Origin of the sequence: Fictibacillus aquaticus, assembly GCF_002245695.1 — a bacterium.
GTDB classification, from domain to species: Bacteria; Bacillota; Bacilli; order Bacillales; family Fictibacillaceae; genus Fictibacillus; species Fictibacillus aquaticus.
Genome location: NZ_NOII01000003.1, coordinates 73,174 through 86,337 on the forward strand (window position 1 = coordinate 73,174; position 13,164 = coordinate 86,337).

At 43.5% G+C, this 13,164-nt stretch carries 14 protein-coding genes and 1 riboswitch; of the genes, 10 read left to right on the plus strand and 4 right to left on the minus strand.

Features of this window, described 5'->3' with window-relative positions:
* The first annotated feature begins 113 nt into the window (after positions 1 to 113).
* From CGZ90_RS10890 to CGZ90_RS10920, 7 genes are all read left to right on the plus strand, one after another.
* Positions 114 to 548: a GNAT family N-acetyltransferase gene (locus CGZ90_RS10890; RefSeq protein WP_094252538.1), complete on the plus strand. Its 435-nt coding sequence runs from the start codon at positions 114 to 116 to the stop codon at positions 546 to 548.
* Between the two features lie 239 nt (positions 549 to 787).
* The gene (locus CGZ90_RS10895) at positions 788 to 1,330 is read left to right on the plus strand and encodes a GNAT family N-acetyltransferase (protein ID WP_094252539.1); all 543 of its coding nucleotides are present in this window, start codon (positions 788 to 790) and stop codon (positions 1,328 to 1,330) included.
* Entirely contained in the window at positions 1,314 to 2,024 is a 711-nt protein-coding gene (locus tag CGZ90_RS10900; RefSeq protein ID WP_094252540.1) for a M15 family metallopeptidase, read from the plus strand. The genes CGZ90_RS10895 and CGZ90_RS10900 overlap by 17 nt, the downstream gene beginning before the upstream one ends.
* 30 nt (positions 2,025 to 2,054) lie before the next feature.
* On the plus strand, positions 2,055 to 2,264 hold the full coding sequence (locus tag CGZ90_RS10905) for a hypothetical protein (protein WP_094252541.1): 210 nt from the start codon (positions 2,055 to 2,057) through the stop codon (positions 2,262 to 2,264).
* A gap of 114 nt (positions 2,265 to 2,378) precedes the next feature.
* A riboswitch (glycine riboswitch) is annotated at positions 2,379 to 2,457 on the plus strand.
* 131 nt (positions 2,458 to 2,588) lie between these two features.
* Complete coding sequence (locus CGZ90_RS10910) at positions 2,589 to 3,935, plus strand: amino acid permease (protein WP_094252542.1); 1,347 nt, start codon at positions 2,589 to 2,591, stop codon at positions 3,933 to 3,935.
* 194 nt (positions 3,936 to 4,129) lie between these two features.
* Positions 4,130 to 4,804: an NAD(P)H-dependent oxidoreductase gene (locus tag CGZ90_RS10915; RefSeq protein WP_094252543.1), complete on the plus strand. Its 675-nt coding sequence runs from the start codon at positions 4,130 to 4,132 to the stop codon at positions 4,802 to 4,804.
* Between the two features lie 146 nt (positions 4,805 to 4,950).
* Positions 4,951 to 5,109 carry an imidazoleglycerol-phosphate dehydratase gene (locus tag CGZ90_RS10920; RefSeq protein WP_094252544.1) on the plus strand — a complete coding sequence of 53 codons (159 nt, stop codon included), beginning with the start codon at positions 4,951 to 4,953 and terminating at the stop codon, positions 5,107 to 5,109.
* A gap of 61 nt (positions 5,110 to 5,170) precedes the next feature.
* Here the strand turns inward: CGZ90_RS10920 and ahpF are convergent, their stop codons facing one another.
* The 4 genes from ahpF to CGZ90_RS10940 all read right to left on the minus strand — a co-directional run bounded on the left by ahpF (position 5,171) and on the right by CGZ90_RS10940 (position 9,319).
* Entirely contained in the window at positions 5,171 to 6,700 is a 1,530-nt protein-coding gene (gene ahpF, locus CGZ90_RS10925; RefSeq protein WP_094252545.1) for an alkyl hydroperoxide reductase subunit F, read from the minus strand.
* Positions 6,701 to 6,712: 12 nt separating this feature from the next.
* Positions 6,713 to 7,276, minus strand: a complete 564-nt coding sequence (gene ahpC, locus CGZ90_RS10930; RefSeq protein ID WP_094252546.1) for an alkyl hydroperoxide reductase subunit C — start codon at positions 7,274 to 7,276, stop codon at positions 6,713 to 6,715.
* Positions 7,277 to 7,470: 194 nt separating this feature from the next.
* The gene (locus tag CGZ90_RS10935; protein ID WP_094252547.1) at positions 7,471 to 8,067 is read right to left on the minus strand and encodes a class I SAM-dependent methyltransferase; all 597 of its coding nucleotides are present in this window, start codon (positions 8,065 to 8,067) and stop codon (positions 7,471 to 7,473) included.
* A 67-nt stretch (positions 8,068 to 8,134) separates the two neighbouring features.
* Positions 8,135 to 9,319, minus strand: a complete 1,185-nt coding sequence (locus CGZ90_RS10940) for a GTP-binding protein (RefSeq protein ID WP_094252548.1) — start codon at positions 9,317 to 9,319, stop codon at positions 8,135 to 8,137.
* 138 nt (positions 9,320 to 9,457) lie between these two features.
* Between CGZ90_RS10940 and CGZ90_RS10945 the strand changes: the two genes are divergently transcribed.
* The 3 genes from CGZ90_RS10945 (at position 9,458) to CGZ90_RS10955 (ending at position 13,000) form a co-directional block, all read left to right on the plus strand.
* Complete coding sequence (locus tag CGZ90_RS10945; RefSeq protein WP_094252549.1) at positions 9,458 to 10,012, plus strand: GNAT family N-acetyltransferase; 555 nt, start codon at positions 9,458 to 9,460, stop codon at positions 10,010 to 10,012.
* 236 nt (positions 10,013 to 10,248) lie between these two features.
* Positions 10,249 to 11,772, plus strand: coding sequence for a malate:quinone oxidoreductase (locus CGZ90_RS10950; protein WP_276206764.1), 1,524 nt, complete (start codon positions 10,249 to 10,251; stop codon positions 11,770 to 11,772).
* 133 nt (positions 11,773 to 11,905) lie between these two features.
* Positions 11,906 to 13,000 carry a DUF4145 domain-containing protein gene (locus CGZ90_RS10955; protein WP_094252551.1) on the plus strand — a complete coding sequence of 365 codons (1,095 nt, stop codon included), beginning with the start codon at positions 11,906 to 11,908 and terminating at the stop codon, positions 12,998 to 13,000.
* Positions 13,001 to 13,164: the final 164 nt, after the last annotated feature.

The following is a 13,164-nucleotide window of genomic DNA, read 5'->3' on the forward strand; positions in this document are numbered from 1 at the left end:
GAAGCAGGATAATCGTCCCTTTGTCTAATAACAGGTAGACGGAAATTTCAGGTTGGAGAGGTATATAGGAAGAGAAAGCGGTAATAAACAGAAAAAGCATCGGGGGTCTTTTTATGGTGGATCAGATAATCATCAGTATGGATTGGAATGAAGAGGGTGTTAAAGAGGTAAGGCGAAATCTAATCGAATACAACATGAGCCAAGTCTTAGAACATACGAGACAGGCCATTTCTGAAAATGTCAGCATTTTGCTGAAAGGAGACAATGACACGATTCTTGGCGGAATTGTTGGCCAAATCTATTATCATTGTTTAAGCATTGATCTCTTTTGGATAGATGAAAAGCTGCGTGGCAAGGGATATGGCAAGGAATTAATGACCGCTGCAGAGGAACTGGCATTGAACAAAGGGTGCAAGCTCATAAAGTTAGACACACTCAGTTTTCAGGCACCTGAATTTTATGAGAAATTAGGCTATCTGGAGTATGGGAAGCTAGATAATTTTCCGGAAGGGTTTAGTCATCATTTCTTTTATAAGAGGATGGACTAACTTCTGAAGATAAAGTATTATCACGAGAGGTTAAGGGTTAAATACGCAAATTTTTAATTAAGAAACATAGCAGAATTGTGTGTAAGATAATTAAGCAGAGGCCAGTCGAGCCTTCTAATAAAAAAGAGAATTAACTATAAAAACGGATGCATTTCTCCAACAAGGAGAAGGGCATCTTTTTATTGAAGTTTAGCTATAGTGTCGTTTAAATAGTAACTGCAAATGTTGGAGGTCTGTTCATGATAAAAGGTACAAATATTTATATAAATCCGGTGGACCGGAGTGAGGTAGAGGCTTTACTAGAGCTTGAAACAAGGAACATGGATTTTTTTAATCAATATGCCCCGGATCGTGATGCTGATTATTATACGCTGGAAGGCCATGTGAAAAGACTGGAAAGATTGAAGGAGAACAGAGAAAAGGACTTAGGATACTCTTTTGGTATATACCTGAATATAACGAATGAACTCATTGGTACAATTGGTCTTTTTAAGCTGGAAAGAGGTCCTGCGCAAAAGGCGATGGTAGGGTACTCTCTTGATAAAGCGCATAACGGAAAGGGCTATATGACAGAGGCTCTTCAATTGATCGTTGACTTTGGATTCAGTCAAATTAAACTGCACCGAATCGAAGCTGAAGTCATGCCTCAAAATATCGGATCAATCAGAATATTAGAGAAGGCGGGCTTTCATAAAGAGGGGATTTCCAAGAAAAATGTGAAGATAAACGGAAAATGGGAAGATCATCAGGTGCTCGCCATCATTAATGATAAAGATGAATAATTTGTCTATACCAGAGATCAAAATAGTCGACGGCTGGAAAGATGTCGTGATAGAAAAAAGTGATGAAAAGTTAGTACCGCTAAGTCAAAACAGCCGTTTTATCGTAAAGCCTATGTATTATTTAAGTGGAATACATGGCGCTGTAAACGAATGCTATGTTCGCGAATCGCTTGCTCATAAGCTAGAGCAAGCATCATTAAAGCTTCCCAGCGGTTATAAATTTATAATCTGGGATGCGTGGAGACCAGTGGAAGTTCAGCAGTCATTATTTAATAATTATAGAAAGAAATTATCTGTGAAGCATCCAACTGCCAGTGAAGAAGAGTTAATAGCTTTAACACAGAAATATGTAGCATTACCGTCTACTGATGTATTAAAACCTTCACCGCATTTAACAGGCGGTTCCGTGGATTTATCACTTGCAGATGAAAAAGGAAAGCTGCTTAATATGGGAACAGATGTTGATGACTTATCCAATAAAGCTGCAACAAGATACTATGAAATCAGGCAAAACACCAATAAATTAAATGATAATGAGAAAGAGTGTTTACATAATAGAAGATTGCTATATTACACACTTACGTCCGTAGGTTTTACGAATTATCACGAAGAATGGTGGCATTATGATTTTGGAAATCAGCTCTGGGGAAAGGTTTCGGATAACAAGGCTATATACTCTTCCATATACATTTAATGAAGCATTTGAGAGAGGGGCTGTGTTTAAATGGAATTTAATGCGTCTCAATTAATGGAAGCCAAACGTCAGATTGATTCAACCTTACACAAGCTAAGAGAAACCGTGAAAACCCTTGAAGCTAAAGAAAATCCTAATAGATATAAATCTCAAATCACTTTAGCCAAAAGACGGATAGAAGCTTTCGAAATTTCTGCAGCTCTTATTGAAAGAGAGGTAAATAAACCAAGCATCCATTAAATCCCAGGCTTGAACAATTGACATACTAGCAGCGACGTACTAGTATTGAACATTATCAGAACGGCCTACGTTCATATATCGCAAGCTATGATTGCTGTGGATCACACTACAGCAGGAGCAGCTTCTGGAGAGACCGCACGATTTGCGGCGCCGAAGGGTTCACAATCTCAGGCAAAAGGACAGAAGAGTATTGAATTTGTATTTGTTTTGCATGTGTTTTTCGTGCAGTACATGCTTTTTTAATATTCTTATGTACTAGAGATTGGAGATCCCTCCAGTCTCTTTTTTTCGTGCTTTTTTACATCTTAGAAGGAGGAATCATCCATGTCACAGCAAGAGTTAAAGAGGGATTTAGCCAACCGCCATGTGCAGCTGATCGCGATTGGCGGCACGATTGGCACCGGGTTGTTTTTAGGTTCAGGTAAAGCGATTCAGCTTGCGGGACCGTCTGTCATTTTCGCTTATCTGATCGTTGGGATCGCGTTGTTTTTTATGATGAGAGCGCTGGGTGAACTGCTGCTCTCAAAAGAGGGATATCAGTCGTTTACGGATATTGCGGAGGACTATCTTGGACCGCGGGCTGCGTTCGTGACAGGGTGGACGTATTGGTTCTGCTGGATCATGACCGCTATGGCCGATGTAATCGCGGTAGGCGTCTATGTGCAATATTGGTTTAACATTCCGCAGTGGGTACCGGCGATTGTCTGTTTGCTTCTTTTACTGTGGCTCAATCTTTTAACGGTAAAGCTATTTGGGGAATTGGAGTTTTGGTTTGCTTTGATCAAGGTGGTGACGATTCTCGCGTTAATCGTGATTGGGGCTTTTTTGCTCGTGATTGGGTATCAAACCGATGCGGGGGGAGTTTCGGTGACTAACCTGTGGAATCATGGCGGTCTGTTTCCAAATGGAATGACCGGATTTTTATTATCATTCCAGATGGTTGTGTTTGCGTTCGTGGGAGTAGAATTGGTCGGTGTAGCTGCAGCGGAAACGTCTGATCCGAGAAAAAATATCCCGTCTGCCATCAATAAAATCCCGCTTAGAATTCTGTTTTTCTACGTCGGCGCTTTGATTGTCCTGCTTTGCATCAATCCGTGGACACAATTAAGCGCAGCGGAAAGTCCTTTCGTTAAAACGTTCAGTTTAATCGGGATACCGCTTGCTGCTGGAATCATAAATTTCGTCGTCCTAACATCCGCAGCATCTGCCTGCAACAGCGGACTGTTTTCAACAAGCCGGATTCTGTTTACGTTAAGCAGAAGTGAACAGGCGCCTAAAGCGTTTAAAAAATTGACGAAAAATCATGTGCCTGGAAACGCGCTTTGGGTTTCTGCGGTTGTCGTTTCAGTGGGAGCACTGCTGAGCAAACTGATTCCAGAGCAGGCTTTCGGCATTGTAACGACAATCAGTGCAATCTGCTTTATCTGGGTGTGGAGTGTCATCCTGATCAGCCATATAAAATATCGAAAAAACCGTTCAGACCTGCACGAAAAGTCAGCGTTTAAAGCACCACTTGCTCCATTCATTAACTATGCAGTGCTGACGCTGTTTGGCCTGATTCTGATCGTGCTGGGATTTGCGGAGGCTACCCGCCCGGCGTTATTGCTTACACCACTGTGGTTTATTTTATTATTTATACTGTCTTCTTCTAAAAGAAAAGCCTTGCCGTGAATCCAGTTATACGCAAGTTGGCATAATGCTTTCAAAGAAGAGAGACTCTAAGCTGGATACAGTTCAGCAATTCGTTTTGCTTCCCCTGCAGTATAAAAATTGATACTATGGCACTTAAAAGTACGTACTTTTTATTATTTAGTAACAACTTTATAATAAGTTTTCTGGTGGAGATAAATGAGGGAGAGAGATACATGAATAAAGAAGCAAAGAAACAAGAAATTCTAGAAGCGTTTCAGTTCAGATCGGCCACAAAGGAGTTTGATCCGAGCAAAAAGATATCGGATGACGACTTCGAGTTCATTCTTGAAACGGGCCGGATGTCTCCAAGCTCATTCGGATTTGAGCCTTGGCGTTTTGTGGTCATTCAGAATAAAGAGCTGCGAGAACAGCTGAAGCCTGTTTCGTGGGGAGCGCAAGGGCAGTTGCCGACAGCGAGTCATTTCGTCGTGATGCTATCCCGTTCGGCAGAGGATATGATCTACAGCTCGGATTACATTGAACATATAAAGAAAGATGTACACCAGCTGCCTTCAGAGGCATATGAGGCGATCAGCAAGTTTTATAAAACATTCCAAGAATCGGATTTCAAGCTGCTTGAAAACGAGCGTTATATGAATGACTGGGCTGCCAAACAAGTGTATATCGCGCTCGGTAACATGATGACCGCAGCCGCGCAGATCGGGATCGATTCTTGTCCGATTGAAGGGTTCGACCAGGAGAAGGTTCATGACATTCTTGAGAAAGCGGGAGTTTTAGAAGGCGGGAACTTCCAAGTCGCCGTGATGGCTGCGTTTGGGTACCGAGTCCGCGACCCGCGTCCAAAGAGCCGTCAAGACATGAAGGATATTGTGAAATGGGTAAAATGACTTCGTAAAAAAGTTTATGAAAACGCGAGATTGAACTGCACCCCGATTGTTAGACACAACTAACAATTGAAGGTGCAGTTTTTTATGTGTAAAAAGCAATGTATAAGCAATACTAAGAAAAAGTATTTTATAAGGGAGGAATTGTGATGACCAATCGCAATGGCAGTGAAGGAAGCAAAAATCAAGGTTCGCCTAAAGCACAACATGATCAAGAGTTCAGCAGTGAGTTAATGAGCGGCAATAATAACAAAGGAAATGAATATCGTTCAAAATTAGGAAGTAAATCAAAGAGTAAACCGAAGTAAAGTAAATAATAAAAAAATCGTGAGAGAGTTGCATCTCACGATTTTTTTGGGGGTAAAAGTTTTAATTCCGAATCAGGTAATCAAATGCCCCTAAAGCGGCAGTGGCGCCGGATCCCATGGAGATGATGATTTGCTTGTATGCGCTGTCTGTGCAGTCGCCAGCGGCAAATACACCAGGGATGTTCGTGGCACCGTGCTTGTCGGTCACGATCTCACCGAAGCGGGTACGTTCGATCGACTCGCCGAGCCAGTCAGTGTTTGGCACGAGACCGATCTGAATGAAAACACCCTGCAGCTCGATATGATGCACTTCTTGCGTATCGCGGTCGATATACGAGATACCGTTGACCTTATCCGTACCGGTAATCTCTTTCGTCTGAACGTTCTTTAAAACCGTGACGTTCGGCAGGCTGTAAAGGCGGTCCTGCAGAACTTGGTCGGCCTTCAACTCAGGCATGTACTCAAGAACCGTAACATGCTTCACGATACCTGCGAGGTCGATGGCCGCCTCAATGCCGGAATTTCCGCCGCCGATCACGGCAACATCTTTTCCTTCAAACAACGGACCGTCACAGTGTGGGCAGTAGGCCACGCCTTTGTTCTTGAACTCGGCTTCACCTGGCACGCCGACGTTGCGCCAGCGGGCACCTGTGGAAAGGATGACGGATTTACTTTTTAACACCGCGCCGTTCTCGAGCTCAAGCTCGATCAGGTCTTTCTTTTCTAAACGCTGAGCACGCTGCAGGTTCATCACGTCAATGCCGTACTCTTTCACATGCTCTTCAAGGCTTGCGACTAGCTTAGGTCCTTCTGTCTGCTTCACACTGATAAAGTTCTCGATACCCATCGTATCCATCACTTGTCCGCCAAAGCGCTCCGCCACGATACCTGTACGGATTCCTTTGCGTGCCGCATAGATAGCGGCACTTGCGCCGGCAGGTCCGCCGCCGACAACAAGCACATCGTACGGATCTTTATCAGAAAGCTCAGACGCATCAGGGCCGTTCCCCATCTTCGCCAAAATTTCTTCAAGCGTCATCCGGCCGCTGCCAAACGGCTCGCCGTTAAGCATAACCGTCGGAACAGCCATCACTTTTTTGCTTTCTACTTCTTCTTTAAAAGCAGCGCCGTCAATCATGGTGTGAGTGATGCCAGGATTCAGGATACTCATCAGGTTCAATGCCTGTACCACATCAGGGCAGTTATGGCAGCTTAAGCTGATATACGACTCGAAATGATAATCGCCGCTTATGCTTTTCACCTGATCGATGACACTTTGATCAACCTTTGGAGCTCTTCCGCTGACTTGCAGGAGAGCGAGTACGAGAGAAGTGAATTCGTGTCCGAGCGGAATACCAGCGAATGTGACGCCAGTATCTTCACCAACGCGGTTCACGCTGAAGCTCGGTGTTCGTTCTAGTTCTGTTTTTTCAATAGATATGCGGGAAGACATGGCTGCCAGCTCATTGACTAACGCCAGCATGTCGCGCGATACGTCATCGGACCCTGGGCTGACTTTTAGCAGCACATCGCCTTCCATCAGCTGAAGATACTGATCTAACTGTGCTTTTACTTCTGCATCTAATAGCATAGGTAACGCTCCTTAAATTTTGCCTACAAGATCAAGGCTTGGCTTCAGTGTCGCAGAACCTTCTTCCCATTTCGCCGGGCAAACCTCGCCTGGATTCGTACGGACATATTGCGCAGCTCTCAGCTTGCTGACAACTGTGCTCGCATCACGGCCGATTCCGCCAGCGTTTACTTCTACCGTTTGAATGATTCCGTCTGGATCGATAATGAACGTTCCGCGGTCGGCAAGACCTTCTTCTTCGTTCAATACGTCAAAGTTGCGGGAAAGCTTTTGTGAAGGATCGCCAATCATGACATATTCGATCTTGCTGATTGCTTCAGAGTGATCGTGCCAAGCTTTATGAGTAAAGTGAGTATCTGTTGAAACGGAGTAAACTTCAGCTCCAAGTTCTTTTAACGTCGCATATTCGTTCTGAAGGTCTTCTAGCTCAGTAGGGCAAACAAATGTGAAATCCGCTGGGTAAAAGCAGACAACGCTCCATTTTCCTTTAAAGTTTTCTTCTGTAACATCGATGAAATCACCGTTATGATAGGCTTTTGCAGCAAATGGTTTTACTTCTGATCCGATTAATGACATGAGTAAATTCCTCCTAGATGTGTAATTTAGTTTACTGCTCGAAAACAGTAAACGATAATAATTCTAATTCAATAAGGATTATCATATAGTAGTTATTGTTTGTCAAGAGATACAATCAGATTGAACTTATATCAAAAAAGAACTGAACAGAAATGAAGCAAAAAAAGAGACCGTACACAAGGACGGTCTCTTCATTACTTTGTACTGCAAGAAATAAACATGGAAGCATCTTGATTTATAAAGATCTGTTTTCCCTCATAAAAGGTCTTCATTTCAGTTGCCGTAAATCCAGCTTGTGATAATAGTTTTTTGAGTTCTTCATGCGCAAATCCGTTATGAACTTTCGGATGACTGATACTATTATTTTTATCAAAATCAACAATAATGAGCTTGCCGCCATCGTTTAAAATGCTGTACAGTTTCTGCAGAATTTTTTTCGTATCCGGAATGTGAAGAAGGACGAGCGAAAGTAACACAATGTCTGACTTAAGTTCAGGTGTTTGCTGTGTGAAATCGGAATGTAGGACATTTGCGTTGAGGATTTCTTTGTGTAAGATTTTAGCTTCCGCAACGTCCAGCATTTGTTTTGACGAATCGACCAGCAATATAGAATCTACTAGATCAGAGAGCTCTAAACTAACGAGACCCGTACCGCTGCCATAATCGATCAATGATTTTGATTGGCTGTTTTTCAGCTGCGGCCGTATTTCCTTCACAATAACCGTTGCTAATGCCTTTCTTTCCTCTGTATCATATCGATTTGCCATCTGTTCAAATACGTTATTGTCCATGTTTCACCCCTATCCATAATTGTTTCGTAATGATGTGAGAAATAACTTCCTTGTTGTTTATTTTTATTTATACAGTCTCAAAGGATGGGAGAGGGTCAGGCAAACGTGACCAATTGCTGATCATCTCTTCATCTGTCAGAAGGCAGGAATGCAGAGACGTTTCGATTTCCTCTTGATTCATGTCGATGCCGATCATCACGATTTCGTTCATCCGGTCACCGTATGTTTCGTCCCATTTTTCAAGAAGCTCGGGTTCTTCTTTTAACAGTTCCTCTTGTTCAGCAGCGGGGTAGGATGCGACCCAATCTCCAGCTCCCTGAATCATAATCGATGTACCTGCCTGTGAAATAAGCCCGACAGTGTTGTTTCGTGTAGCGAGCCAAAAGAATCCTTTCGCTCTTACAACATCCACAGGCCAATTCTCAAGCCAGTTCATAAACCGTTCAGGGTGCAGAGGTCTTCTTGAACGGTAAACGAACGATGAAATCCCATATTCCTCCGTCTCCGGAACATGCTCAGTGTTAAGCTCTTTGATCCACCCCGCTCCCTGGCTTGCTTTTTCAAAGTCAAACCGTCCGGTGTTCAAAACATCTTGCAGCGGAACACGTGAAAAGCTTGTTCTGATCACATTTGCATGGGAATTCAGTTTACTTAAGACTTCTTCTAGTTCCTGTATGTCTTCCTCATGGAGAAGATCAATTTTGTTTAATAAAATAACATCGGCAAACTCGATCTGTTCGATAATCAGATCAACAACCTCTCGTGTATCGCCTTCTTCAGTTGCCTGCTTTCGGTCAAGCAGACTTTCTCCAGATGAAAAATCCTCCCAGAACCGGTTCCCATCGACAACAGTGACCATGGTGTCTAATCTTGCGACTTCTGTGAGATCAATGCCAACTTCTTCGTCAACATATGTAAAAGTCTGCGCGACAGGTATAGGCTCGCTGATTCCTGTCGATTCAATCACGATATAGTCAATATCTCCCGAAGCTGCAAGCTTTTCAACTTCTTTAATCAAATCCTCTCTTAACGTACAGCAAATACACCCATTCTGCATTTCTACTAATGTTTCTTCTGTTTGAGAAATAACACCGCTTTTAATCAAGGACCCGTCAATGTTGATCTCGCTCATATCATTGACAATAACCGCTACACGCATTTCCTCCGTGTTTTCTAGAATGTGCTTCAATAATGTCGTTTTCCCAGCGCCTAAATAACCGCTTAAAACTGTTACAGGTATTTTTTTATTCATGCTTATCCTCATTTCTTAACAAATCGTAATCATTTCGTTTTACAAAGCAAGTTTATATCCTTCTTTTAAAAAATGCAAACCAAATCTTTTGAATGAACATGTGTTAAAATTTAACAAAATATTAAAGAAGGTGATCTCATGAACCAAGCTCCAGTTATTCAAGGAAAATCAGTCATACTCAGACAGCCGATTGAAAGCGATATTCTAGACCGTTTTGCTTGCGGCAGAAGTATCGAAGCTGTGCGCATGTACGGCGGGGATACTCGGAATGTGAAGCCTCTGACGATGGAGGGAGCGAGAGGATTTTTCGAACGAATTAAGGCAAACAAGCTGGAGTGGTGCGTGGAATACGAGGGACGCTGTATCGGACAGGCTCGATTGACGGTAAATGAAGACGACTGCCGTGCGAGGTATGCAATCGGGCTGTTCGATACATCGGTCTGGGGCAAGGGATTGGGGACAGAAATCACCCAATTGGTCCTGGAATATGCGTTTGAGGGACTAAAGCTGCACCGAGTGGATCTTCGCGTCCTGGAATATAATCACCGCGCGATCGCCTGCTATGAAAAGTGCGGGTTCGTGAAGGAAGGCGTGGAGCGGGAAGGCGCACTCATTGAGGGCAAGTACGAGACAGATGTTTTTATGAGTATTTTGGATCGAGAATATGTGGCGATAAAGTCGAAAGCACACTGACATTCGTTTGTGTGCTTTTTACATGTTAGAATAATGAAGTAAATAATGGAAAAGATATAGGAAGAAAACGCTGTCATCGTGCTAGTTTTTATAAATTACAGAGCATTTTGGGCGGAATTCTCATTTTTTTTCATATTTAAATAGTTTATAATTATTAGATAATAGAAATCTTTAATTAATCTGAATAGATATATTGTCGTGCCACGAGAGAGATAAGGCGAGTTTGCCAATATCGTATGGATAGGAAGGTTATGATGAGAGACTTACAGAAAAAGACAGACGTCATCTTAATTGGTGCTGGAGTCATGAGTGCGACTCTTGGTACTATGCTCAAAGAGTTAGCTCCGGAGTGGGAGATTAAAGTATTCGAGAAGCTAGAGAAAGCAGGCGAAGAGAGCTCGAACGAATGGAACAATGCAGGTACGGGCCATGCTGCGCTTTGCGAGCTGAACTATACAACTGAAAAGCCGGACGGATCGGTCGATGTGAGCAAAGCGATCAAGATCAATGAGCAGTTCCAAGTGTCGATGCAGTTCTGGTCGTATCTCGTGAACAGTCAGCTCATCCGCAATCCGCAGGAATTTATTATGCCAATCCCGCACATGAGTATGGTGCAAGGACAAAAAAATATCGAGTTTTTGAAAAAACGATTTAAAGCGCTTTCAACTAACCCGCTGTTTCAAGGAATGGAATTCTCTGAGGATCATCAGAAGCTGCTCGAATGGATTCCGCTTATTATGGAAGGCCGCAACGTGAATGAACCGATCGCGGCAACGAAGATCGACAGTGGTACAGATGTGAATTTTGGCGCGCTGACACGCATGCTGATGGATCATCTTCAGAAACAAAACGTTGAGGTTCATTACAAGCATAGTGTGAAAAATATGAAACGCACGAGTGACGGTTCTTGGGAAGTGAAGGTGCAGAACCTCGACAGCGGCGCCATCGAAAGCCATACGGCTAAATTCGTCTTTATCGGTGCTGGTGGTGCGAGTTTGCCAATCTTACAGAAGACTGGCATTCCGGAGTCTAAGAATATTGGCGGATTTCCGGTAAGCGGACTTTTCCTTGTATGTAAAAATCAAGAGATCGTCGAGCAGCATCATGCAAAAGTTTACGGCAAAGCGAAGGTCGGCGCACCGCCAATGTCGGTGCCGCACTTGGATACACGCTATATCGACAACAAAAAGTCACTGCTGTTCGGACCGTTTGCCGGCTTCACGCCAAAGTTTTTAAAAACAGGATCTTACATGGATCTGCTTGGTTCCGTCAAGCCGTATAATGTCATGACGATGCTTTCTGCAGGCGTCAAAGAGATGGGTTTGACGAAATACTTGATCGAACAAGTGCTGTTATCGCATGAAAAGCGCGTTGAAGAGCTGCGCGAGTTTATCCCGAACGCGAAAGCGAGTGACTGGGATACGGTCGTAGCTGGCCAGCGTGTGCAGGTTATTAAAGACACGGCAGAAGGCGGAAAAGGTACGCTGCAATTCGGTACAGAGGTTGTCAGCGCGTCTGACGGCTCGATCGCTGCATTGCTCGGTGCTTCACCAGGCGCATCTACGGCCGTGCACGTTATGATCGAAGTGTTCAAAAAGTGCTTCCCGCAGCACATGAACGAGTGGGAGCCGAAATTAAAAGAAATGATCCCTTCTTACGGTGTGTCATTATCTGAAAACCCAGGGCTGTTCAAAGAAATTCAGACAACAACTGGAGAAACGCTGGGACTTATGAAAAAAAAAGACGTGATGTATAGTTAATATGAAATATTGAAGACAGCTAAACATTTCCTGATGTTTAGCTGTCTTTTTTTGCGGCTGTCATCTAAGGAATAAGGTAAAATGGCTGTAGAAGCGTTACTTTATTTTTTCTACTTTTAGGAGACAAATTGCTATGAATAAATCACAGTATTTTTATCAATTTCTTGAGCCGATTTCCAAAGAGCTGGCGCTGCTGGCGAGGGAATTGGAGTATAGTATTTTTTCCAGTCCGCGGACGATGCTGACGCATTCGAGGGTGTTTGTGGAGAATATCCTGAAACATGTGATGGTGATTGAAAAGGTGCAAGAGTCGCCGCAGATGACACTGATCGAGAGAATAACCATTTTGAATGAAAAAGGTTTTCTTGTTCAAAGAGTCAATGACAGTCTTCATAATGTCCGCAAGGTAGGAAACGAAGCGTCACACGATTCAAGAATGTTCCGCTATTCCGAGTCTTTGCTGTCATGGGAAGCTCTTTATACGATTGTAAAGTGGTATATCGAGTGCTATGGTCCGCTTCAATTAACTGTGCCTGACTATCAGGAACCGTCTCTGCCGAAAGATGGACAGCTCGATATCGGGGAGCTGATCGCGCGGTTAAAGGCGCTGGAGGACTTGCTTTCCACTCCTGTCGGCCAGCCGGCAGAGGATGAAGTTGCGGCTGCTGTTGAGGAAGCTACAGAGTCTGCGAGCTTCACGCCTGTCCGGGAGCTGTCGTATAAAGAAAGCACATTAAGCATCCCATATTTTCTGCGTGATGCGTTTCTGCTGCCGCAGCGTTTTCCGAAGTCTGAAACGTTTTTGATCCGGTTAGGAGAGGTGCAGCAGGCGCGGTTCATGAGCGAGCTGCCGAGCAGTCTGATCGATCTTCATAAACAGGTGAAACGCTATAACGAAAAGAATGACCAGACATTATTTGAAGAGCTGAATGTATTTGTTCAAGAGGAAGTAAAGCGGAATGAGATCAGTGATGCTCGTCGCGGTGAACTGCTATTCTTCTACAAAGATGATTATATTGTCGTGACGGAAGAGCTATCTGATATTCCGCTGTCTGGAGAGGAGTTTATTGGAATTCCGAGCTTGATCAGGCAGCTTAACGAGAACGGCATCATGACAGTCGGACAGCTGCCTAAAGAGCTGGTGATCCTCGCGAAATATAATAATGTCGGGATTGGAACTGTTGAGAAGTTGTTTGAGCAGCTGAAGAGCAAGCAGAAAAGCAGATAATGAGAGAACGCGGAGCCCGGTTGCCGGTCTCTGCGTTTTTTTGCAGTATAAAAGTCATTCAGAATTCATTTTTAGCAAATATTAGGCATATGTAACTGTTTTTACGTGCTATTTATATCCTCCCTTTGCCGCTAGTTTTATACATTTACAACTCTGTAAAATGT

Bases quoted from the DNA above. Each gene is read 5' to 3' on its own strand.
- CGZ90_RS10910 (WP_094252542.1), top strand. From the start codon at position 2,589: ATGTCACAGCAAGAGTTAAAGAGGGATTTAGCCAACCGCCATGTGCAG.
- CGZ90_RS10915 (WP_094252543.1), top strand. From the start codon at position 4,130: ATGAATAAAGAAGCAAAGAAACAAGAAATTCTAGAAGCGTTTCAGTTC.
- CGZ90_RS10890 (WP_094252538.1), top strand. From the start codon at position 114: ATGGTGGATCAGATAATCATCAGTATGGATTGGAATGAAGAGGGTGTT.
- CGZ90_RS10935 (WP_094252547.1), bottom strand. From the start codon at position 8,067: ATGGACAATAACGTATTTGAACAGATGGCAAATCGATATGATACAGAG.
- ahpC (WP_094252546.1), bottom strand. From the start codon at position 7,276: ATGTCATTAATCGGATCAGAAGTAAAACCATTTGCTGCAAAAGCCTAT.
- CGZ90_RS10945 (WP_094252549.1), top strand. From the start codon at position 9,458: ATGAACCAAGCTCCAGTTATTCAAGGAAAATCAGTCATACTCAGACAG.
- CGZ90_RS10950 (WP_276206764.1), top strand. From the start codon at position 10,249: ATGGATAGGAAGGTTATGATGAGAGACTTACAGAAAAAGACAGACGTC.
- ahpF (WP_094252545.1), bottom strand. From the start codon at position 6,700: ATGCTATTAGATGCAGAAGTAAAAGCACAGTTAGATCAGTATCTTCAG.
- CGZ90_RS10895 (WP_094252539.1), top strand. From the start codon at position 788: ATGATAAAAGGTACAAATATTTATATAAATCCGGTGGACCGGAGTGAG.
- CGZ90_RS10900 (WP_094252540.1), top strand. From the start codon at position 1,314: ATGATAAAGATGAATAATTTGTCTATACCAGAGATCAAAATAGTCGAC.
- CGZ90_RS10955 (WP_094252551.1), top strand. From the start codon at position 11,906: ATGAATAAATCACAGTATTTTTATCAATTTCTTGAGCCGATTTCCAAA.
- CGZ90_RS10940 (WP_094252548.1), bottom strand. From the start codon at position 9,319: ATGAATAAAAAAATACCTGTAACAGTTTTAAGCGGTTATTTAGGCGCT.
- CGZ90_RS10905 (WP_094252541.1), top strand. From the start codon at position 2,055: ATGGAATTTAATGCGTCTCAATTAATGGAAGCCAAACGTCAGATTGAT.
- CGZ90_RS10920 (WP_094252544.1), top strand. From the start codon at position 4,951: ATGACCAATCGCAATGGCAGTGAAGGAAGCAAAAATCAAGGTTCGCCT.